This is a genomic window from Streptomyces sp. WG7 (assembly GCF_049975785.1).
GTDB lineage: Bacteria > Actinomycetota > Actinomycetes > Streptomycetales > Streptomycetaceae > Streptomyces.
The window spans coordinates 404,022-423,569 of the sequence record NZ_JBNGGE010000001.1; the positions used below are offsets into that span (position 1 = coordinate 404,022).

Genomic DNA, 19,548 nt, shown 5'->3' on the forward strand with positions numbered 1-19,548 from the left:
GAGGCGCCCCGTTCGCGCCGGGCGGCGCCGTCCTGCCCCGCGCGCGGCACCGCGGGCAGCTGCTCACCCCACAAGCGGCACCGCAGGCAACCGCTCACCCCACAAGCGGCACCGCAGGCAACCGCTCACCCCACAAGCGGCACCGCAGGCAGCCGCTCGACGGCGCTCAGCGCCCGAGTACCTCGCGCCACTCCGCGACCGCCTGTGCCGACACCGGCCCGTCCCACCCGGAGGGCCTCGCCGCGCCGCCGATGTGGAAGCCGTCGATTCCGGCGTCCAGCAGCCCCGGCACATGGTCCAGCCGCAGGCCGCCCCCGACCAGCAGCTGCTGCTCGTACCCCGGCTCCCCGCGCCGCCGGGCCTCGGCGAGCAGTACGGTCAGCCCGTCGTCCACCCCGCCGGCCGCCCCGGCCGTCAGATAGGTGTCCAGGCCCGGGAAGTCCGCGAGCTGTTTGCGCAGGGCGTCCCGGTTCGCGGCGCGGTCGATCGCGCGGTGGAACGTCCACCGGCATCCCTCCAGCACCCCGGCGACCCGCTCCACCGCACCGAGGTCCACGTCGCCGTCCGCGTCGAGGAACCCCAGCACGAACTGCGTGGCCCCGGCCTCCCGCATCTCCCCGGCGACCCGTGCCAGCCGCTCGACGTCCCCGGCGGCGAACCCGTCCGCGAGCCGCAGCATGACCCGTACGTCGATGTCGACGGCGGCGCGGATCGCGGCGACGGTCGCGGTCGACGGGGTGAGTCCGTCGGCCGCCATGTCGGTGACCAGTTCGAGGCGATCGGCGCCTCCGGCCTGGGCGGCGACCGCGTCCTCGACGTCGAGGGCGATCACCTCCAGGACTGCACGCTTGCTCATGGGACCCCATTCGTCGGCCTGCTACAGGTCTAGTCCAATCCAAGACTACGCCCAGACGACCGGCCGGGGCTCCCCCTCGTTCCGGGCGGGCCGCTCAGCCGCCGAAGAGGTTCAGCTCCGCCGCCGTCACCCCGGCCAGTTCGTACCCGGCCGTGCCGTCCACGGGCCGGCCCGCGTACAGCCGTACGAGCGTGGCGGCGTCCCCGATGAACCGCCCCGGCGGCCGCTCACCGCTCACCTCGCCCAGCTTCAGCGGCTCGTCCACGTCGTCGAGGTCGGCGTGCAGCGGCACGTGGCCGCGGTCGCGGGTGACCGCGGCCAGCAGCGCGAGCGCGTCCGGCAGCCCGCGCCCCGCGTACGCCCCCGGCTCGCCGAGGGCCACCCGGACATCACCCGCGTGCACCCACTCGCCCAGCGCGAGGCCGTCCAGGGCACCACCCGCACGGACGATCACCGGACCGGCCTCGGTCATGCCGCGCTCCAGCTCGTCCACGACCCGGGCGTTCGTCCAGTCGGCGCGTTCGGCGATGTCGCGGTCGTTCGACTCGGGCGAGAAGACGCCGTCCTCGAAGCGGTTCTCCACCACCCGCGTCAGCGCACTGGAGCAGTGCGCCAGCACGTCCCGCACGGTCCAGCCCGGACACGCGGCCACCGGCAGCGCGAAGTCCCCGTCCGCCCGGGACCGCAGCAGCGGCACCAGCTCGTCGCGTTCGGTGGCCAGCAGCCGCCCGGGCAGCTCGGGGTCGCGTACGTCGTGCACATCCGCAGGAGTCGTCATGGACCCCACGTTAGGGGCGGCCCCGCCCCTGCGGTCGGCGTTCCGGCAGGCTCAGCACGCCCCAGCGGACTCCTGCGGGCTCCCGCAGCCGAGGAGGGGTCATCGGCCTGGGACCGCCTTCCGCACGCCGCGCTCCCCCGCCGCCCCCGACACGGGTCCCGCTGCCCGAGGGAGCTCAGGGGCACCGGACCGGCGCGCACCGGTGACAATGGCCGCATGGCCGACCTCGACGCCCTGCGTTCCCGCTGGCTGCGCGCCCTCCTCCCGGCACGTGACGGCGCCTGTCACCCGGATCCGTACCGGTACGCCGACGAGTTGCTGCGCCGGTGGTCCGAGCCGCAGCGGCGGTACCACACGCTCGCGCACCTGACCGCGGTCCTGGACCACGTCGACGTACTGGAGGAGTACGCCGACGACCCGGACGTGGTGCGGCTGGCCGCGTGGTTCCACGACGCGGTGTACCTGCCCGACCGGTCCACCAACGAGGAGCGCTCGGCCCGCCTCGCCGAGCGCGCGCTGCCCGAGGCCGGGGTCCCGGCGGGGAAGACCGCCGAGGTGGCCCGGCTGGTCCGCCTCACCGTCACCCACGCCCCGGCCGACGACGACCGGGACGGGCAGGTGCTGTGCGACGCGGACCTAGCGGTCCTCGCCTCGCCGCCCTCGGCGTACGCCGCGTACACGGCGGCCGTCCGCGAGGAGTACCACTTCGTGCCGAACGACGCCTTCCGCGAGGGCCGCGCCGCGGTGCTGCGCCAACTCCTCGGCCTGCCACGCCTGTTCCACACCCCGCACGGGCGCCGGGAGTGGGAGGCCACCGCCCGCTACAACCTCACCGGCGAGCTGGAAATGCTGTCGCCGGGCGATGCCCCGGCCCCGTAGCCTGCCCGGCATGCGGAGCATGGGCGGGGAACAGGTGGAAGAGGCCGTCGCGGGCGCCGTCGCGCTGCTGCGGACGGCGGCCGGCCGGGACTGGGAGACGGTGCGGGCCGGGCGCCTGGAGTGGAGCTGCCGGTACACGGCGGAGCACGTCGCGAGCGACCTCATCGCCTACGCGGGCCAGCTCGCCGGACGCGCCACCGAGGCGTACGTCCCCTTCGAGATCACCCTGGACGAGGGCACCGGCAACGAGGACGTGCTCCAGGTGATCGAGACGACCGGCGCGCTGCTCGCCGCGACCGTCCGCACCACGCCGCGCGAGGTCCGCGCCTTCCACCCGTACCCCTTCCGCAGCGCGAACCGCGAGGGTTTCGCCGCGATGGGCATCACCGAGGTCCTCGCGCACACGCACGACATCGCCGAGGGCCTCGGCCTCACCTACGAGCCGCCCGCCGGGCTGTGCGCGGACGTCCTCGCCCGGATCTTCCCGCACGTCCGGCCGGGTACCGACCCCTGGCGCACCCTGCTGTGGGCCACCGGCCGCGGCGAACTGCCCGGACGCGCCCCGGTCACCGAGTGGCGCTGGCGCAACAACCTGCTGGTCCCGGCCGAGCGCCTCACCCTCCAGGGCGTCACCCCGGCCGCCGCCACCGACCTGGCCGCGGGCGGCGACGGGGGCTTCGACTGGGTCGGGGGCGGCCCCTACCAGGGCACCCGGGACGCGGCCGGAATGCTGCTGAAGGCGTACGAGGCGGGCGCGCACCGGCCGGAGTGGGGCGTGTTCGCGCTCGTGCGCCGCCAGGACGGCCGCGCGGTCGGCGGCATGGGCTTCCACGGCCCGCCCGACGAGGACGGCCGGGTGGAGATCGGCTACGACCTCGCCGAGGCCGCCCGCGGCCACGGCTACGCCACCGAGGGCCTGCGGGCGCTGTCCGCGTGGGCGCTGGCCCGCGAGGAGGTGACGTCCGTGTTCGCGACGACCGAGCCCGCCAACCTCGCCTCCCAGGCCGTGATCGTCCGCGCCGGTTTCACCCGGGTCGCCGGTGACGAGGAGCAACTCGCCTACGAGCTACGGGGCCCGCAGGGCTAGGGGGTGTCGTTTGGATCAGGTCGGCTCCAGGCAACGGTGCCTTGCGATCGACCCGAGCGGGGTCTGGTGCGTGCAGCTGCAAGGCGGAGGAGGGCGACAGGGCGGAGCCCTGGCAACCGACGACAACGCCGCAGATGTGCGTGCCAGACCCCGCGACCCCGGCAAGATCCAAACGACACCCCCTAGCGCGGCCGAGCGGAGCCCTTGCGTCGCCGCAGCCCCGCCCCGTGCAGCAGCCGCACCACCTCGCGGCTGCTGACCTCCAGCGCACCGGCGGACACGGCGTCGGCGTACCGCTGGGCGGGGAGGTCGTAGTGGTCGCGTTCGAAGGCGCGGCGCGGCACGCCCAGGGTCTCGGCGAACGCGTGCAGTTCGGCGTAGGAGACGTCGCTGACCAGGTGCGACCACATGCGGCCGTGGCCCGGCCAGGCCGGCGGGTCGATGTAGACGGTCACCGGGCCGTCCTCACGAGGAGCGGGTGCCGCCGACGGCACCGCCCAGCGAGCCGACCGCCGCGACCTTCACGCCCGCCTTGCCGCACACCCAGTGCGGGTCGGGACCGAGTTCGGGTTCGACGTCCAGCGCGTGCGGGTCGCCGGAGCCGCACACCGGGCACAGCGGCCAGCGGCCGTACCGCTCCAGCAGGGCGTCCTGCACGTCCTGCGCGACCAGTCCGGCCACGAACTCCGCGCCCTCCGGCCACTGCTCGACCCACCAGCGCCGCTGCACGACGGACTCCTCGACCAGCGAGACGACGTCCGGCTCGGCGACCTGGCCCGTCACCAGGTCGGCGAGCACGAGGGCGCGCGCGGCGTGCAGCGCCTGCTCCAGGGGGCTGATGGGGTCCATGCACCCATTGTGCGCACTCTTGACCCCCGCACCGAAACGAAAATATCTTTCATGAGTGACCGATGAAGTGAAGGAAACTTTCGCCTCTCCTCCCGCACCCGCCGCCCTGGTGGCCAAGGTGCGCACGCTGGCACCGTCGATGACCCGCTCCATGCAGCGGGTCGCCGAGGCCGTCGCGGGCGACCCCGCGGGCTGCGCGGCGCTCACGGTCACCGGGCTCGCCGAGCTCACCGGCACCAGCGAGGCGACCGTCGTGCGCACCGCCCGGCTGCTCGGCTACCCCGGCTACCGCGACCTGCGCCTCGCGCTCGCCGGGCTCGCCGCCCAGCAGCAGTCCGGCCGCTCGCCCGCCATCACGACCGACATCGCGGTCGACGACCCGATCGCCGACGTCGTCGCCAAGCTGGCCTACGACGAGCAGCAGACCCTCGCCGACACCGCCGCCGGACTGGACACCGTCCAGCTCGGCGCGGCCGTCGCCGCGCTCGCCGCCGCCCGCCGCACCGACGTGTACGGCATCGGCGCCTCCGGCCTGGTCGCGCAGGACCTCACGCAGAAGCTCCTGCGGATAGGGCTGATAGCCCACGCCCCGAGCGACCCGCACCTCGCCGTCACCAACGCGGTGCAGCTGCGCGCCGGGGACGTCGCCCTCGCGATCACGCACTCCGGGTCGACCGGCGACGTCATCGAACCGCTGCGGGCCGCCTTCGAACGCGGGGCGACGACCATCGCCATCACCGGCCGTCCCGACAGTCCCGTCACGCAGTACGCCGACCACGTGCTGACCACGTCCACGTCGCGGGAGAGCGAGCTGCGGCCGGCGGCGATGTCGTCGCGGACCAGTCAGCTGCTGGTGGTGGACTGCCTGTTCGTGGGGGTGGCGCAGCGGACGTACGAGTCGGCGGCGCCGGCTCTCGCCGCGTCCTACGAGGCGCTGGCGCACCGGCACGGGCATCGCGGGAGACCGTAGGTCCCCGCGGCACCGGGTAAGTACGGACACCGAAGTTGAAAAGAGCGGCTTCATGACTGCAACCCCCCACCACCCCGACCTCCGTTCCCAGTTGGAGACGCTGACCACCGAGGCGTTCCGGCCGGAGCTCGCGGAGATCGACCGGATGCCCACCCTCGACATCGCGCGGGTGATGAACGGCGAGGACACCGCCGTGCCCGCCGCCGTCGCCGAGCGGCTGCCCGAGATCGCCGCCGCGATCGACGCCGTCGCCGCCCGGATGGCGCGCGGCGGACGGCTGGTCTACGCGGGCGCCGGTACGGCCGGCCGGCTCGGCGTGCTGGACGCCTCCGAGTGCCCGCCCACCTTCAACACCGCCCCCGGACAGGTCGTCGGCCTCATCGCGGGCGGCCCGGACGCCATGGTCACCTCCGTCGAGGGCGCCGAGGACTCGGCCGAGCTGGCCCGCGCCGACCTGGACGCCCTCGCCCTCACCCCGGACGACGCGGTGGTCGGCGTGTCCGCCTCCGGCCGCACCCCGTACGCCGTCGGCGCCGTCGAGCACGCCCGCGCGCTCGGCGCCCTGACCATCGGTCTCGCCTGCAACCGGGGCAGCGCCCTGGCCGCCGCCGCCGAGCACGGCATCGAGGTCGTCACCGGGCCCGAGCTGATCACCGGCTCCACCCGTCTCAAGGCCGGTACGGCGCAGAAGCTGGTCCTGAACATGCTGTCGACGATCACGATGATCCGCCTCGGCAAGACGTACGGGAACCTGATGGTGGACGTCCGCGCCTCCAACGAGAAGCTGCGCGCCCGCTCGCGCCGTATCGTCGCGCTCGCCACCGGCGCCGCCGACGACGACGTCGAGCGCGCCCTGACCGCCACCGACGGCGAGGTCAAGCACGCGATCCTGGCCCTGCTGGCCGACGTGGACGGCCCGACGGCCGCCCGCCTTCTGGAGGACTCCGGCGGCCACCTGCGCGCCGCGCTGGCGGCGGCGAAGGGCTGACCGCACGCTCGGGGAGTGCACAAGGACCCCCACAAGGACCACCGCAAGGACCCCGCCGCCACGGCCGCCGCCCTGCTCCCCTTGGTCGGCGGCCCCGCGAACGTCACCTCCGTCGCCCACTGCATGACCCGCCTCCGCGTGGGCCTGGCCGACCGCTCCCGGGTCCGGGACGCGGCGCTGCGGGCGCTGCCCGGCGTGCTCGGGGTGGTCGAGGACGGCGACTCGTACCAGGTGGTACTGGGCCCGGGGGTGGTCGGCCGGGTGACGGAGGCGTTCGAGGCGCTGCTGACGGCCGGTGACGGCGGCACGACCACCGCGGGCGCGGGCCCGGCGGACGCCCCCGCCGGCACCACCGGTGCCCCGACCGACCCGGCGGACACCCCGACCGGCACCACGGACACTCCCACCGACCCGGCGGACGCCCTCGTCGGCTCGCCGGACGCCCCCACCGGCACCACGGACACTCCCACCGGCACCGCCGACGCCCTCGCCCGGCGCGGCGCCGAGCTGAAGGCGCGGCAGAGGCAGCGCAACGCGACCCCGCTGAGGACGGCCCTGCGCCGCGTCGCGAACATTTTCGTCCCCCTCATCCCCGCCCTGATCGGCTGCGGGATCGTCGCGGGCATCGCCGGTCTGCTGACGAACCTGCGCTGGCTCCCCGGCATCACGCCCGCCCTGGCCGCCCTCTCCTCCGCCTTCATGGCGCTGATCGCGGTGTTCGTCGGCCACAACACGGCGAAGGAGTTCGGCGGCACGCCCGTGCTGGGCGGCGCGATCGCGGCCGTCGTCGTCTACCCGGGCGTGGCGGAGGTGACGGCGTTCGGCGCCGTGCTCGCCCCCGGCCAGGGCGGCGTCCTCGGCGCACTGGCGGCCGCGATGCTCGGCACCCGCGTCGAGAAGTGGTGCCGCGCCCGCCTCCCCGGCACCCTGGACGTCCTGCTCACCCCGACCCTGACCGTGCTGGTCTCCGGCCTGGTCACCCTCTACGTCCTCATGTACGCGGCCGGCGAGGTCGCCACCGCCATCGGCACGGCCGCGAACTGGCTCCTGACGACGACGGGCGCCCTGGCCGGCCTGGTCCTCGGCGGTCTCTTCCTCCCCCTGGTGATGCTGGGCCTGCACCAGGCCCTCATCCCCATCCACACCACGCTCATCGAGCAGCAGGGCCACACCGTCCTGCTCCCCATCCTCGCGATGGCGGGCGCGGGCCAGGTCGGCGCGGCGGCGGCCGTCTACGTCCGCCTGCGCCACGACACCACCCTCCGTACGACGATCAGATCGGCGCTCCCGGCCGGCCTGCTCGGCGTCGGCGAGCCCCTGATCTACGGCGTCTCCCTCCCCCTCGGCCGTCCCTTCCTCACCGCCTGCGTGGGCGGGGCGGCGGGCGGCGCCTTCGTCGGCCTGTTCGCGATGCTCGGCACCGACGTGGGGGCGACGGCGATCGGCCCGTCGGGCTGGGCGCTGTTCCCGCTCCTCGCGGGCGGCGGCGGCTGGGCGGTGACGGCGGGGGTGTACGGCGGCGGGCTGCTCACCGGGTATCTGGTCGGCTTCGCGGCGACGTACTTCTTCGGTCTGCCCGAGGGCACCGCCCGCACCGTGTGCGACTCTGGGAAACATGAACCACGCCCAGCTGACCGCCCTGGGCCGCGCCCTGCGTCTCCTCGGTGAGCACGGCGAGGCCCTGACCACCGACACGCCGGACGCCAAGCTGCACGAGGTCCGCGCGGACCTGAAGCGCGCACTGGACCAGCTGGAGGAGAGCGTCACGACGACGGCCCCCAGCACCCGCTGTCCCGAGCACCCGAACGGCCCGGTCGACAAGGCCGCCCCCGACCTGTGCCTCCTGTGCGAGACCCGCCGCCGCACCGCCCGCCGCACCGAGTACAACGGCGGCCCGCTCCCCGCCCGGACCGCCGGCGAGCCGGTCCAGTCCCGGTACGGGGTGCGCGGCGACCGGCCGCAGCCCCAGCAGCGCTGGCTGCCCGAGCTGTGGAACGGGCAGGCGTGGCAGCTGTGCGGCACCCCGCGCCGCGACCGCCGCGAGGCCGAGCTGTACATCGCGGCCCAGCTGCGCGCACCCCGCGCGGCCATGGCGTACCGCCTCGTCCACGAGTTCACGGACTACGAGGTGCTGCGGGTGTGGGGGACGCCGGTACGGGTGGACATCGAGCCGATGGGCGGGATCTGAACCCTGCCGGATGTGTCCCCTACCGGCGGGTGAAGCGGGTGAGCGTGACGCCGTTGGTGAAGGCGGTGCGCTCGGCGGCGTCGAACAGCGTGGGGTCGAAGACGCCGTCGACCAGCGGGACACCGGCGCCGGCGATCACCGGGTAGCTCTTGATCAGCAGTTCGTCGATCTCGGGCAGCAGGGCACCCGCGAGCTTTCCGCCGCCGCACAGCCAGATGTCCAGGCCGGTGTCCTCCGCCTTGAGCTCGCGGACGAGCCCGAGCGGGTCGCTCGGCACGACGGTGACGGCGGGGTCTGCCTCGTCGGGCTTCAGGGTGCTCGACACCACGTACTGGCGCAGGTGCGCGTACGGGCTGGGGAACCCCTCGTCGAGACCGGGGCGGTAGCTGCCGAGTCCCATCAGGACGGTGTCGAAGTTCCGGTTGGGCACGTCCGTGAGACCGACGGCGGCGCGGTAGGCGGTCGGCACGGTCTCGGGGTAGAGCGGGTTGGTCCAGGCCGAGTAGGCGGCGGCCTGCCGTTCGTCGCCGATCGGGAAGAAGTCGAACTCGCCGCCGGGTCCGGCGATACGGCCGTCGAGGGTGACGGCGACGTAGTACACGAGCTTGCGCAAGAAGAGCCCCTCACGTAGTACTCTGTTCGAAGTGGTTTGAACGTAGTACTACACATGGAGTGGTGTCAATGAGGTTGTACTCATGGTGAGAAGGAACGACCAGCGCCGCGCCGCCCTCGTCGACGCCGCCATCGAGGTCCTGGCCGAGCAGGGAGCCCGGGGCCTGACCTTCCGGGCGGTGGACACGGAGGCCGCGGTTCCGGGCGGCACCGCGTCCAACTACTTCGCCAACCGCGACGACCTGCTCACCCAGGCCGGCGCCCGCGTCTACGAGCGCCTCCACCCCGACGAGGCCACGATCGCCCGCCAGCGGTCAGCCGGCCGCGACCGGGACACGTACGTCCAGCTCATGCGCGAACTCGTCGACCGCATCGCCTCGTTCCGCACCGGCTACCTCGCCCTGCTGGAACTCCGCCTGGAGGCCACCCGGCGCCCGGAGCTGCGCGCGATCCTGACCGAACGCATCCGCGCCGACGTCGCCGCCAACGTCTCCTACCACGAGGCGTCCGGCCTCCCCGGCGACGCCATGGCCGTCAAACTCCTCTACCTCGCCCTGAACTGGCTGATCGTCGAGCAGCTCACCCTGCCGGACGTCTTCACCCCGGCCGAGCGCGACGAGTTGGTGGCGGCGGCGGTCGAACGCATCGTGGCACCGGACCGGGACTGACGGCCCGCCAGGTCAGATCTGGTTCTCGCCGCCGTCGACGTACCAGTTGGCCCCGAGGACGAAGCTGCTCTGCCCGGAGGCGAGGAAGGCCACCACCGCGGCGACCTCCTCGGGGCGCCCCATCCGCCCGATCGCGGTGTCCGTGGCGAGCTTCGCCCGGACGGCGGACGCGTTCTCCTCGCCGAAGAGGTTCGTGATGCCCGGGGTGTCGACCGGGCCCGGAGAGACGGCGTTGACCCGGATGCCGCGGCCCTTGAGTTCGTTGGCCCAGCCCCGCGCGAAGGACCGGACGGCGGCCTTGGAGGCGGCGTACAGACTGAATGCCTCCGTACCGTTGTCACCGGCGGTGGAGGCGTTCAGTATCACCGACGCACCGTCGTTGAGCAGCGGCAGCGCCTTCTGCACGGTGAAGATCGTGCCCCGCACGTTGACGCCGAAGGTCTGGTCGATCTGCTCCTCGGTGATCTGCTCCAGCGGCGCGAGTGAGGCAGTCGCCGCGTTGGCGAAGACGACGTCCAGCCCCCGGCCCCGGGCACGGACCGCGTCGTAGAGCCGGTCCAGGTCGGCCAGGTCCGTGACGTCCCCGGCGACCGCCGTGACCTTCGCCGGGCCAATGGCATCCACGGCCGCGTCCAGTTCGGCCTTGCGCCGGCCGGTGATGAACACGTGCGCCCCCTCGGCCGCCAGCCGCACCGCGGTGGCGAAGCCGATTCCGGTGCCGCCGCCGGTGATGACGGCGGTCTTGCCTTCCAGCTGTCCCATGACGACTGCCCTCCACAAGGGTTTAGTACCGATCGGTACTGAAAGCGACCGTAGCACATCTGCACCGACCGGTACCGAAGGCGTAGACTGGTGCGCATGGAGACGCGACAGAAGGGGCCGATCGGCCGCCCGAGGGGCTTCGACGCCGACGAGGCCCTCGAACAGGCGATGCGGGTCTTCTGGAAGCAGGGCTACGAGGGCGCCAGCCTCACCGACCTGACCAGCGCCATGGGCATCACCCGCACCAGCATGTACGCGGCCTTCGGCAACAAGGAGGACCTGTTCCGCAAAGCCCTGGAACGCTACGCGGAGGGCCCCGCCGCCTACGTGGCCCGCGCCCTGCGGGAGCCGACCGCTCGCGAGGTGGCCACCGCGTTCCTGACCGGCGCCGTGCGGACCTCCACACGCCCCGGCTGCCCGCCCGGGTGCCTGGGAGTCCAGGCCTCCCTCGCCGCCGGCGACACGGGGCTCCCCGTCCGGGACATGCTCGCCGCCTGGCGCAACGAGGGCGTCTCCCACCTCCGCGACCGGTTCCGGCAGGCCCTCGACGACGGCGACCTGCCCCTGGGCACCGACCCCGAGGACCTCGCCCGCTACCTCATGACCGTCGCCAACGGCATCGCGGTCCAGGCCGCCGGGGGCGCCGGCCGGGAAGACCTCCAGCGGGTGGCCGACATGACCCTGCGGGGCTGGCCACCCGCCTGACGGCAACGCGGGAGCGCCTCCTAGGGCCGCACACTCTCACGATTCGTCCTGCTCAGCCGTGCCCTCAGCACCTCCTCCGGCTGCGCCACCGCCACCGACGCCCGGGGGCAGTCCCACGCCCGGCCCCCGGCGACCGGCCGCAACCGCACGTCGCCGCCGGCGTGTCCCACCACCTCCCCCACGCGCCCGTCCCGCGCGTCCACGGCATGCGTCCCGACCGCCGGCCGCTCACCCCGCACCACCGACGCCAGCCGCTCGGCGACCCGGACGTTGCACCGCCCCAGGTCCACCAGGGCGAACGGCTCGTCGCTCGCGCCGGTCACCGGATCGACACACAGGGACGGCAGCACGACCCCGACGCCCACGAGGGCCTGCCGCAAGGACTCGACGACTTCTTCGGTCGACCGCACCCTTCCTCACCTCCACGCTGAGTTTCCGAATCAGCACACAGCGTGTCTGCCCCGCCTCTAACCTGGCCATACAGGGCGCCCCAACAACCCCTCCTGTGCGACCGGAGTTTCACTGCCATGCCTGGACCGAAAGACCTCGACCCGTCGTCGTCCCCCCGCGCCCTGCTGGGCGCCGAACTGCGCCACGCCCGCGAGAAGGCCGGGCTGAGCCAGGAGGACCTGGGCGGACGGCTGTTCGTCAGCGGCTCGTTCATCGGGCAACTGGAGTCCGGTACGCGGAGGATGCAGCCGGAGTACGCACGGCTGCTGGACAACGTCCTCGGGACGGAGGACTTCTTCCGGCGCAACTGCGCGGCTTCGGCGAAGTCGAAGTATCCGGAACATTTTGCGGAGGCGGCGGAAGCTGAAGCACAGGCCACGACCATTAGGGAGTACGCGCCGTTGCTGATCCCGGGCCTGCTGCAAACGCCCGCGTATGCAAGGGCGGTTTGCCGTGCGTACCAACCCACGGCACCGAACGAGGTGATCGAGGAGCTGGTGGCGGCCCGGATGGAACGGACCCGTCTCCTCGCCGATCCAACAGTGCCTCAGTTGTGGGTCGTACTGGACGAAGCCGCGCTGCGGCGGGTGACCGGAGGCCGCGAGGTGATGGCCGAGGCGCTCGACCGCGTCATCGACCTGATCCGCAGGAGTCGGATCATCATGCAGGTACTGCCGTTCGATGCGGGAGCGCATGCGTCGATGGAAGGCGCCATCAAACTGATGGACTTCGAGGATGCGCCACCGTTGGTGTACTTCGAGGGTGTCGGCACCGGGCGACTGGAAGACGAACCCGCCGTCGTGCGGTACCAGCGTCACACGTACAGCCTCCTGTCAGCCTGTTCGCTGTCACCGGAGAACTCCCTGGCTATGGTCGAGGCGATGGCGCAGGATTACGCACATGAGGACCATTCCTGAGCACCAGCTGGACTGGTACAAGTCCAGTTACAGCGGGGGCAGCGGCGGCAACTGCCTGGAGGTCGCCCGCTGGCGCAAGTCGACCTACAGCGGCGGCAGCGGCGACAACTGCCTCGAAGTCGCGCTCGACAGCACGGCCGCCGTCCCGGTCCGCGACTCCAAGAACCCCCACGGCCCGGAACTCCTGTTCCGGGCCGACGCCTGGGCGGCGTTCGTCGGGAGTCTCAGGCGGCCGGCACTCGTCGACGAGCACTTCTAGGCGGGCCATCTGAAAGGCACGCCCGGAGACTGCCCGGCCCCACCCTGGGACACCGCGAGACCCCCCCCGCCAGAGCCGGAACACGCGATCGCCCACACGCGTACGCGGAGATCTGGCGCCGCGTGCAACCTCCGGGCCGGCAACGGGAGTAGGAGTGGATGGAGAGGCGCCCTCCGGTCCATCGACCCCACTTCCCGTAGGAGCAACGTGTCCAGCAGCATCAAGAAGCTCGCGGTCGCCGTCGGCGCGGTCGCCATCGTGGTCAGTACACCGGTAGCCGGTGCCTGGGCGGCCGACGGCTGGTCCGGTGACGCGTCCGGCAAGGAGCTGCGGACGCAGTCAGCCGTGCAGGGGGAGCAGCACCCGACTCGCCACACGCAGGACGGGGAACAGCGGAGCGTGACCCGTTCCGCCGGCTCCGGGATCATCGACGGCAAGGAGTGGTCGGTGACCCTGCAGTTCTATCCGGAGATTCCGGAGGGCTTCCCCTCCGAAGACCGGACCTCCGGCTTCGGTGGCTCCCGGCCCGTGGATCCCTCGCTGCTCTGCCAGCGGGTGTTCATCGGCGGGGTCCAGGTCGATCACCAGGCGGGACCGTGGGCGGGCTGCACCGTCGTGGACGGCCGGGACGACTTCGTCGAAGGCGCCGGGCTGCACGGCCTGACCGGCAAGGGCACGTACGGGACCCGGATCTTCGTCGGCAACCCCGCTCCGGGTACGGCCACGGCCCGGTTGACTCTCGACGGCGGTACGGTCCGTACCGCCGAGGTCGTGACGCTGCCGGGGACCTCGTACCGCGCTTTCGCCCTGCCCATCGCCGACGGGGAGACCATCGCGTCCGTCGACACCTTCGACCGACGGGGAAACCGGCTGACCCACGAGACGTACTGGGACTGACCCGCCGGCCCCCGGTCCCCGGGTGCCGCCCGCACCCGGGGACCGGACCGTACCTCCTGCCCGCCCACACACCCGCAGGGACAGACCCTTCGTGCACATCGGACCGGCCCTCACCGCCGAAGACGATTTCACGGCGTTCGCCTCGGCCTACTGGAGCCGCCTGGTCAGGACCGCCTACATGCTGACCGGGGATTTCCACGAGGCGGAAGATCTGGTGCAAACGACCCTGATCAAGGTGTACGCGCGGTGGGACCGGGTGCGGCGGGAGGACGCCGGCGCCTATGTACGGCGCGCGCTGGTGAACAACAACCGCAGCCGCCACCGCCGCAGACGGGTCGTCCACCTGCTCACCCCTCTGCTTCCGGACCGTCCGCAGCGGTCCGGCGAGGCCGAACGTCTGGAGGAGCGCAACGTGCTGATGGAGGCCCTGGCCGAACTGCCCGAACGGCAACGTGCTGTGGTCGTCCTCCGTTATTGGGAGGACCTCGGGGAGGACGAGGTGGCACGGACCCTCGGGTGCACGCCCGGCACGGTCAAGAGCCAGGCTTCCCGCGCTCTCGCCAAGCTGCGGGCGCACCCCGCGCTGACATCGCACGACCGCGCGGATCTCGGAGGTGCCGCATGACCGCCTCCCGCACACCCGGCGGGCGACCGGATGCCTCGGGTGCCTCGGGCGGTTCGGACGCCTCCGTGCCGGACCGGCTCGGCCCACCGCACGCTGCCGATTCCGCACAGGATGTGCGGCATGCGCTGGCCCGGGCGGCCGGGCGGAAGACGCCCGGACCAGCACCTGTGCAGGCCATCCTGGACGGTGCCCGTGCCCGGAGGTCGCGCCGCACCACCGTGAACGCGGCGGCCGGGGTACTGGTGGCCGCGGTCACGGCAGCCGTCGTCCTGCCGCTTCTGTCCGGCCCGCCGCAGGACGCCGGCCCGCGCATCGCGGCCTCGCCCCCCTCCGGCTCACCGGTTCCCGACGCGCTGGAGGCCGGAGAACGCAGCCGGGTGGTCCGCTCCGGCAGCATCGACGGCGAGGAGTGGTCGGTGACGCTGACGTTCTACCCGGACGCACCGGTCGGCCATCCCTCCGCTGACGCCGGCACCGGCGACGAGGCCGACCGCGACGCCGACGGGGGCTCCGACGGGGGCTCCGGCTTCGGTGGCGGTTCCCGGCCGGAGGGCCTCTCGCTGCTCTGTCAGCGGGTGTTCATCGGCGGGGTCCAGGTCGATCACCAGGCGGGACCGTGGGCGGGCTGCGCCGTCGTGGACGGCCGGGACGACTTCGTCGAAGGCGCCGGGCTGCACGGTCTGTCCGGCAAGGGCACGTCCGGGATCCGGATCTTCGTCGGCAACCCCGCTCCGGGTACGGCCACGGCCCGGTTGACTCTCGACGGCGGTACGGTCCGTACCGCCGAGGTCGTGACGCTGCCGGGGACCTCATACCGCGCTTTCGCCCTGCCCGTCGCCGACGGGGAGACCATCGCGTCCGTCGACACCTTCGACGGACAGGGCGACCGGCTGACCCACGAGACGTACTGGGACTGAAGCCGTCGGCTGACGGCTGCGCACCACGGGTAACGCCGCGGTGCGCGACCGGATCAGGCCAGGGCGGGCCGGGTCAGCTGAGGGTCTTCAGCGACTCCGCGTCGAACGGCGCCAGTTCGTCGAAGCGGCCGGCCAGCACCTTACGGGCCCACTGCGGGTCCTGGAGCAGCGCGCGGCCGATGGCGACCATGTCGAACTCGTCGCGCTCGAACCGGTCCAGGAGGTTGTCGAGGCTGCCGAGCGCCGCGCCCGCGCCCTGGAAGGAGTCGGTGAACTCGCCCTCCAGGCCGACCGAGCCGACCGTGATGACGGTCTTGCCGGTGAGCTTCTTGGTCCAGCCGGCGAGGTTGAGGTCGGAGTCGTCGAACTCGGGCTGCCAGTAGCGGCGCGTGGAGGCGTGGAAGGCGTCGACGCCGGCCGAGGCGAGCGGGGTGAGGATGGCCTCCAGTTCCTCGGGGGTCTCGGCGAGGCGGGCGTCGTAGGCGTCCTGCTTCCACTGCGAGTAGCGGAAGATCACCGGGAAGTCGGGCGAGACCTTCTCGCGTACGGCGGCCACGATCTCGGTGGCGAAACGGGTGCGGGAGACCGGGTCGCCGCCGTAGGCGTCGGTGCGGCGGTTGGTGCCCGCCCACAGGAACTGGTCGACGAGGTAGCCGTGCGCGCCGTGGATCTCCACGCCGTCGAAGCCGATGCGCTCGGCGTCGGCCGCGGCCTCGGCGAAGGCGCCGATGACGTCGTCCACGTCGCGCTGGGTCATTGCCTTGCCGGTGACCTCGTCCTCGCCGATCCGCAGGCCGGAGGGGCCGACGGCGGGGGCGTCGGGGAAGGGCTGCTCGCCCTGCTTGCGGACCATGCCGATGTGCCACAGCTGCGGCACGATCGTGCCGCCTGCCGCGTGCACCGCGTCGGCGACCTTCGCCCAGCCGGCCAGCTGCTCCTCGCCGTGGAAACGCGGCACGCGGTCGCTCAGCCCGGCCGACTCGTGGCCGACGTAGGTACCCTCGGTGACGATCAGACCGACACCGGCGGCGGCGCGGCGGGAGTAGTACGAGAGCACGTCCTCGCCGGGGACGCCGCCCGGCGAGAACATCCGGGTCATCGGGGCCATCGCGATGCGGTTGGGCACGGTCAGGCCGTTGATGGCCGTCGGACGGGCGAGGATCTGAGCGGCGCGCGAGGCGGCGTCGGAGGCGGTGACGGTCACGTGGGGGCTCCTCTGGAGGTACCGGTCGGTATGTGCATGCGCATGCACCTGCCGGTGACAACAACGGGCCCGCCCGTCCCGCTCATTCCGACCCCCCGCCATCAGTGGCGCAGGTCACAGCCGCACTCCCAACCGCAGTCGCGGTCGCATTCGCGGTCGCAGTCGCGGTCGCGGTCCGGCGAGGCTGCGGGCCGGCGCCCGGCGACCGGGAGCGGCGCCATGACGATCCCCTGCGCGCCGATGACCAGGACCTGCGGGAAAGGCCGGTGACACGCCCGAGGGCGGCACCCCCTGTCGGGGAGTGCCGCCCTCGGAACCGTAGGACGGTCGATCGACCAGAGGCCGATCAGAAGTCCATGTCACCGCCCGGCATGCCGCCCGGAGCACCGGCCGCGGCGGCCTTCTCCGGCTTGTCGGCGATGACGGCCTCGGTGGTGAGGAACAGCGCGGCGATGGAGGCGGCGTTCTGCAGGGCAGAGCGGGTCACCTTCGCCGGGTCGATGATGCCCTCGGCGATCATGTCGACGTACTCGCCGGTCGCGGCGTTCAGGCCGTGGCCGACGGTCAGGTTGCGGACCTTCTCCACGACGACGCCGCCCTCGAGACCACCGTTGACGGCGATCTGCTTCAGCGGGGCCTCCAGGGCGAGCTTCACGGCGTTGGCGCCGGTCGCCTCGTCACCCGAGAGCTCCAGCTTCTCGAAGACCTGGGAGGCCTGGAGCAGGGCCACGCCACCACCGGCGACGATGCCCTCCTCGACGGCCGCCTTCGCGTTGCGAACGGCGTCCTCGATGCGGTGCTTGCGCTCCTTGAGCTCGACCTCGGTGGCGGCACCGGCCTTGATGACGGCCACGCCGCCGGCCAGCTTCGCCAGGCGCTCCTGGAGCTTCTCGCGGTCGTAGTCCGAGTCGCTGTTCTCGATCTCGGCGCGGATCTGGTTGACCCGGCCCTGGACCTGGTCGGCGGAGCCGGCGCCGTCCACGATCGTGGTCTCGTCCTTGGTGATGACGACCTTGCGCGCGCTGCCCAGCAGGTCGAGCGTGGCGTTCTCGAGCTTGAGGCCGACCTCCTCGGAGATGACCTCGCCGCCCGTGAGGATGGCGATGTCGCCGAGCATGGCCTTGCGGCGGTCGCCGAAGCCCGGGGCCTTGACGGCGACGGACTTGAAGGTGCCGCGGATCTTGTTGACGACCAGGGTCGACAGGGCCTCGCCCTCGACGTCCTCGGCGATGATCAGCAGCGGCTTGCCCGACTGCATGACCTTCTCCAGGAGCGGCAGCAGGTCCTTGACGTTGCCGATCTTGGAGTTGGCGATCAGGATGTACGGGTCGTCGAGCGACGCCTCCATACGCTCCATGTCGGTGGCGAAGTACGCCGAGATGTAGCCCTTGTCGAAGCGCATACCCTCGGTGAGCTCGAGCTCCAGACCGAAGGTCTGGGACTCCTCGACGGTGATGACGCCTTCCTTGCCGACCTTGTCCATGGCCTCGGCGATGAGCTCGCCGATCTGGGTGTCGGCGGCGGAGATGGAGGCCGTGGAGGCGATCTGCTCCTTGGTCTCGACGTCCTTCGCCTGCTCCAGCAGGGCGGCGGAGACGGCCTCGACGGCCTTCTCGATGCCGCGCTTCAGGGCCATCGGGTTGGCGCCGGCCGCGACGTTGCGCAGGCCTTCCTTGACCAGGGCCTGGGCGAGAACGGTCGCGGTGGTCGTACCGTCACCGGCGACGTCGTCCGTCTTCTTGGCGACTTCCTTGACCAGCTCGGCGCCGATCTTCTCGTACGGGTCCTCGAGCTCGATCTCCTTGGCGATGGACACACCATCGTTGGTGATCGTGGGGGCGCCCCACTTCTTCTCGAGGACGACGTTGCGGCCCTTGGGGCCGAGCGTCACCTTGACGGCGTCCGCGAGCTGGTTCATGCCGCGCTCGAGGCCGCGCCGCGCCTCCTCGTCGAACGCGATGATCTTGGCCATGTGAAGTGGTCCCTCCAGGACTGGGGGTGATTCCTTCGGACCGCGCCCGCGCCCGCGACGGACGGCTCGCGTGCCGTGTGGTTCCTTCCCCACCCGGCCTGCGGGCCTCACCGACCCGGTCCTTCGTTGTCACTCTCACCTTCAGAGTGCTAACGCAATGATTAGCACTCGCCCCTGTCGAGTGCAAGCGCCTCTCGGGGATCGACACCCGGTCTCGGCCGACCGCGAACAAGGATCCGGGCGGGTCCGGGGAGACGCCGGGCCAGGTCCGGGCCAGGTCCTGAGCGGATCCGGGGCAGGCCGAAGGGCCCGTACCCCGGGGGGTACGGGCCCTTCGGATGAAGGCCAAATGCTGCGGTGGCCGCGCGTCTCAGGCGCTGAGGCGAACCATGTCGGCCTGCGGGCCCTTCTGACCCTGCGAGATCTCGAACTCGACCCGCTGGCCTTCTTCGAGGGTGCGGTAGCCGTCCATCTGAATCGCGCTGTAGTGGACGAAAACATCCGCACCACCGTCGACCGCGATGAAGCCGTACCCCTTCTCCGCGTTGAACCACTTGACGGTGCCCTGAGCCATGCCTAACTCCCCTATTACTGGCCCTTGCACAGATCCGCACTTCGCGGACCCGGGTCAGACCTCACCCCCCACGACTGGGGGCGTGCGCCGGAACGCGTCGACCGCGGCTGAATGTATCTGTCCAACTGCCCTCTGCAACAGGTCAATTGGACGAGAAATCTGGACGCACCCGGTCCGGAATGTGGCGAGAATTCGCCTGATTACGGGGCAAGTCGGGGCAGGCAAAGGGAACAAAAGCCGCGAAAGACGCCCACACTTTGGCTACATCTTGTCGGGCGTGCGGCAGAAATGAAGAGTTCCCGATCTTGTGATCGGGAGCGCGTTCCCCAACTCTACCGCGCTCAATCACATGGAATTGCCCCCTCCGCTTCTCTTACGGAGAGGGCAGTTC

At 72.2% G+C, this 19,548-nt stretch carries 23 protein-coding genes; 13 read left to right on the top strand and 10 right to left on the bottom strand.

Going from position 1 to position 19,548, the window contains the following annotated elements:
* Positions 1 to 166: 166 nt before the first annotated feature.
* Both ACP4J0_RS01810 and ACP4J0_RS01815 read right to left on the bottom strand, forming a co-directional pair.
* Positions 167 to 856 carry a copper homeostasis protein CutC gene (locus ACP4J0_RS01810; RefSeq protein WP_426596806.1) on the bottom strand — a complete coding sequence of 230 codons (690 nt, stop codon included), beginning with the start codon at positions 854 to 856 and terminating at the stop codon, positions 167 to 169.
* A 94-nt stretch (positions 857 to 950) separates the two neighbouring features.
* Positions 951 to 1,634, bottom strand: a complete 684-nt coding sequence (locus ACP4J0_RS01815) for a maleylpyruvate isomerase family mycothiol-dependent enzyme (protein ID WP_426596807.1) — start codon at positions 1,632 to 1,634, stop codon at positions 951 to 953.
* Between the two features lie 216 nt (positions 1,635 to 1,850).
* Between ACP4J0_RS01815 and ACP4J0_RS01820 the strand changes: the two genes are divergently transcribed.
* Entirely contained in the window at positions 1,851 to 2,513 is a 663-nt protein-coding gene (locus ACP4J0_RS01820) for an HD domain-containing protein (RefSeq protein WP_426596808.1), read from the top strand.
* Positions 2,514 to 2,523: 10 nt separating this feature from the next.
* Positions 2,524 to 3,600 (top strand): GNAT family N-acetyltransferase, encoded by a 1,077-nt coding sequence (locus ACP4J0_RS01825; RefSeq protein ID WP_426596809.1) that lies wholly within the window; start codon positions 2,524 to 2,526, stop codon positions 3,598 to 3,600.
* Between the two features lie 182 nt (positions 3,601 to 3,782).
* On the opposite strand, the gene ACP4J0_RS01830 is transcribed toward ACP4J0_RS01825, so the two are convergent.
* Positions 3,783 to 4,055 carry a DUF4031 domain-containing protein gene (locus ACP4J0_RS01830; RefSeq protein WP_426596810.1) on the bottom strand — a complete coding sequence of 91 codons (273 nt, stop codon included), beginning with the start codon at positions 4,053 to 4,055 and terminating at the stop codon, positions 3,783 to 3,785.
* A gap of 10 nt (positions 4,056 to 4,065) precedes the next feature.
* Positions 4,066 to 4,449, bottom strand: coding sequence for a hypothetical protein (locus ACP4J0_RS01835; RefSeq protein WP_426596811.1), 384 nt, complete (start codon positions 4,447 to 4,449; stop codon positions 4,066 to 4,068).
* A 55-nt stretch (positions 4,450 to 4,504) separates the two neighbouring features.
* Between ACP4J0_RS01835 and ACP4J0_RS01840 the strand changes: the two genes are divergently transcribed.
* From ACP4J0_RS01840 to ACP4J0_RS01855, 4 genes are read left to right on the top strand one after another with little or no spacing between them, the layout of a single operon-like run.
* Positions 4,505 to 5,419 carry a MurR/RpiR family transcriptional regulator gene (locus tag ACP4J0_RS01840; RefSeq protein WP_426596812.1) on the top strand — a complete coding sequence of 305 codons (915 nt, stop codon included), beginning with the start codon at positions 4,505 to 4,507 and terminating at the stop codon, positions 5,417 to 5,419.
* Positions 5,420 to 5,471: 52 nt separating this feature from the next.
* Complete coding sequence (gene murQ, locus ACP4J0_RS01845; RefSeq protein WP_426596813.1) at positions 5,472 to 6,407, top strand: N-acetylmuramic acid 6-phosphate etherase; 936 nt, start codon at positions 5,472 to 5,474, stop codon at positions 6,405 to 6,407.
* A 15-nt stretch (positions 6,408 to 6,422) separates the two neighbouring features.
* Positions 6,423 to 8,075, top strand: a complete 1,653-nt coding sequence (locus ACP4J0_RS01850; protein ID WP_426596814.1) for a PTS transporter subunit EIIC — start codon at positions 6,423 to 6,425, stop codon at positions 8,073 to 8,075.
* The gene (locus ACP4J0_RS01855) at positions 8,023 to 8,595 is read left to right on the top strand and encodes a hypothetical protein (RefSeq protein WP_426596815.1); all 573 of its coding nucleotides are present in this window, start codon (positions 8,023 to 8,025) and stop codon (positions 8,593 to 8,595) included. The genes ACP4J0_RS01850 and ACP4J0_RS01855 overlap by 53 nt, the downstream gene beginning before the upstream one ends.
* Before the next feature lie 19 nt (positions 8,596 to 8,614).
* Here ACP4J0_RS01855 and ACP4J0_RS01860 read toward each other — a convergent pair whose 3' ends face one another.
* Positions 8,615 to 9,208, bottom strand: a complete 594-nt coding sequence (locus tag ACP4J0_RS01860) for a dihydrofolate reductase family protein (RefSeq protein ID WP_426596816.1) — start codon at positions 9,206 to 9,208, stop codon at positions 8,615 to 8,617.
* A gap of 82 nt (positions 9,209 to 9,290) precedes the next feature.
* Here ACP4J0_RS01860 and ACP4J0_RS01865 point away from each other — a divergent pair, with 82 nt between their 5' ends.
* Entirely contained in the window at positions 9,291 to 9,875 is a 585-nt protein-coding gene (locus ACP4J0_RS01865; protein ID WP_426596817.1) for a TetR/AcrR family transcriptional regulator, read from the top strand.
* Between the two features lie 12 nt (positions 9,876 to 9,887).
* Here ACP4J0_RS01865 and ACP4J0_RS01870 read toward each other — a convergent pair whose 3' ends face one another.
* On the bottom strand, positions 9,888 to 10,637 hold the full coding sequence (locus tag ACP4J0_RS01870; protein WP_426596818.1) for an SDR family NAD(P)-dependent oxidoreductase: 750 nt from the start codon (positions 10,635 to 10,637) through the stop codon (positions 9,888 to 9,890).
* A gap of 96 nt (positions 10,638 to 10,733) precedes the next feature.
* Here ACP4J0_RS01870 and ACP4J0_RS01875 point away from each other — a divergent pair, with 96 nt between their 5' ends.
* Positions 10,734 to 11,342, top strand: coding sequence for a TetR/AcrR family transcriptional regulator (locus tag ACP4J0_RS01875; protein WP_426596819.1), 609 nt, complete (start codon positions 10,734 to 10,736; stop codon positions 11,340 to 11,342).
* 20 nt (positions 11,343 to 11,362) lie between these two features.
* On the opposite strand, the gene ACP4J0_RS01880 is transcribed toward ACP4J0_RS01875, so the two are convergent.
* The gene (locus ACP4J0_RS01880; RefSeq protein WP_426596820.1) at positions 11,363 to 11,752 is read right to left on the bottom strand and encodes a hypothetical protein; all 390 of its coding nucleotides are present in this window, start codon (positions 11,750 to 11,752) and stop codon (positions 11,363 to 11,365) included.
* A 117-nt stretch (positions 11,753 to 11,869) separates the two neighbouring features.
* Here ACP4J0_RS01880 and ACP4J0_RS01885 point away from each other — a divergent pair, with 117 nt between their 5' ends.
* From ACP4J0_RS01885 to ACP4J0_RS01905, 5 genes are all read left to right on the top strand, one after another.
* Positions 11,870 to 12,709: a helix-turn-helix domain-containing protein gene (locus ACP4J0_RS01885; protein WP_426596821.1), complete on the top strand. Its 840-nt coding sequence runs from the start codon at positions 11,870 to 11,872 to the stop codon at positions 12,707 to 12,709.
* Positions 12,693 to 12,968 carry a DUF397 domain-containing protein gene (locus tag ACP4J0_RS01890; protein ID WP_426596822.1) on the top strand — a complete coding sequence of 92 codons (276 nt, stop codon included), beginning with the start codon at positions 12,693 to 12,695 and terminating at the stop codon, positions 12,966 to 12,968. The genes ACP4J0_RS01885 and ACP4J0_RS01890 overlap by 17 nt, the downstream gene beginning before the upstream one ends.
* A gap of 207 nt (positions 12,969 to 13,175) precedes the next feature.
* A complete protein-coding gene (locus ACP4J0_RS01895) occupies positions 13,176 to 13,865 on the top strand; it encodes a hypothetical protein (protein WP_426596823.1) in 690 nt (229 codons plus the stop codon).
* Between the two features lie 91 nt (positions 13,866 to 13,956).
* The gene (locus tag ACP4J0_RS01900; RefSeq protein ID WP_426596824.1) at positions 13,957 to 14,490 is read left to right on the top strand and encodes a SigE family RNA polymerase sigma factor; all 534 of its coding nucleotides are present in this window, start codon (positions 13,957 to 13,959) and stop codon (positions 14,488 to 14,490) included.
* Entirely contained in the window at positions 14,487 to 15,407 is a 921-nt protein-coding gene (locus ACP4J0_RS01905; RefSeq protein WP_426596825.1) for a hypothetical protein, read from the top strand. The genes ACP4J0_RS01900 and ACP4J0_RS01905 overlap by 4 nt, the downstream gene beginning before the upstream one ends.
* Positions 15,408 to 15,480: 73 nt before the next feature.
* On the opposite strand, the gene ACP4J0_RS01910 is transcribed toward ACP4J0_RS01905, so the two are convergent.
* From ACP4J0_RS01910 to ACP4J0_RS01920, 3 genes are all read right to left on the bottom strand, one after another.
* Positions 15,481 to 16,611 (bottom strand): NADH:flavin oxidoreductase, encoded by a 1,131-nt coding sequence (locus ACP4J0_RS01910; RefSeq protein ID WP_426596826.1) that lies wholly within the window; start codon positions 16,609 to 16,611, stop codon positions 15,481 to 15,483.
* A gap of 346 nt (positions 16,612 to 16,957) precedes the next feature.
* On the bottom strand, positions 16,958 to 18,583 hold the full coding sequence (gene groL / locus ACP4J0_RS01915; protein WP_356359560.1) for a chaperonin GroEL: 1,626 nt from the start codon (positions 18,581 to 18,583) through the stop codon (positions 16,958 to 16,960).
* 370 nt (positions 18,584 to 18,953) lie between these two features.
* On the bottom strand, positions 18,954 to 19,157 hold the full coding sequence (locus ACP4J0_RS01920) for a cold-shock protein (RefSeq protein ID WP_004929928.1): 204 nt from the start codon (positions 19,155 to 19,157) through the stop codon (positions 18,954 to 18,956).
* Between the last annotated feature and the right edge of the window lie 391 nt (positions 19,158 to 19,548).

Bases quoted from the DNA above. Each gene is read 5' to 3' on its own strand.
- ACP4J0_RS01920 (WP_004929928.1), bottom strand. From the start codon at position 19,157: ATGGCTCAGGGCACCGTCAAGTGGTTCAACGCGGAGAAGGGGTACGGC.
- ACP4J0_RS01815 (WP_426596807.1), bottom strand. From the start codon at position 1,634: ATGACGACTCCTGCGGATGTGCACGACGTACGCGACCCCGAGCTGCCC.
- ACP4J0_RS01885 (WP_426596821.1), top strand. From the start codon at position 11,870: ATGCCTGGACCGAAAGACCTCGACCCGTCGTCGTCCCCCCGCGCCCTG.
- ACP4J0_RS01875 (WP_426596819.1), top strand. From the start codon at position 10,734: ATGGAGACGCGACAGAAGGGGCCGATCGGCCGCCCGAGGGGCTTCGAC.
- ACP4J0_RS01825 (WP_426596809.1), top strand. From the start codon at position 2,524: ATGCGGAGCATGGGCGGGGAACAGGTGGAAGAGGCCGTCGCGGGCGCC.
- ACP4J0_RS01810 (WP_426596806.1), bottom strand. From the start codon at position 856: ATGAGCAAGCGTGCAGTCCTGGAGGTGATCGCCCTCGACGTCGAGGAC.
- ACP4J0_RS01855 (WP_426596815.1), top strand. From the start codon at position 8,023: ATGAACCACGCCCAGCTGACCGCCCTGGGCCGCGCCCTGCGTCTCCTC.
- ACP4J0_RS01835 (WP_426596811.1), bottom strand. From the start codon at position 4,449: ATGGACCCCATCAGCCCCCTGGAGCAGGCGCTGCACGCCGCGCGCGCC.
- ACP4J0_RS01820 (WP_426596808.1), top strand. From the start codon at position 1,851: ATGGCCGACCTCGACGCCCTGCGTTCCCGCTGGCTGCGCGCCCTCCTC.
- ACP4J0_RS01870 (WP_426596818.1), bottom strand. From the start codon at position 10,637: ATGGGACAGCTGGAAGGCAAGACCGCCGTCATCACCGGCGGCGGCACC.
- ACP4J0_RS01890 (WP_426596822.1), top strand. From the start codon at position 12,693: ATGAGGACCATTCCTGAGCACCAGCTGGACTGGTACAAGTCCAGTTAC.
- ACP4J0_RS01865 (WP_426596817.1), top strand. From the start codon at position 9,291: ATGGTGAGAAGGAACGACCAGCGCCGCGCCGCCCTCGTCGACGCCGCC.
- ACP4J0_RS01905 (WP_426596825.1), top strand. From the start codon at position 14,487: ATGACCGCCTCCCGCACACCCGGCGGGCGACCGGATGCCTCGGGTGCC.
- murQ (WP_426596813.1), top strand. From the start codon at position 5,472: ATGACTGCAACCCCCCACCACCCCGACCTCCGTTCCCAGTTGGAGACG.
- groL (WP_356359560.1), bottom strand. From the start codon at position 18,583: ATGGCCAAGATCATCGCGTTCGACGAGGAGGCGCGGCGCGGCCTCGAG.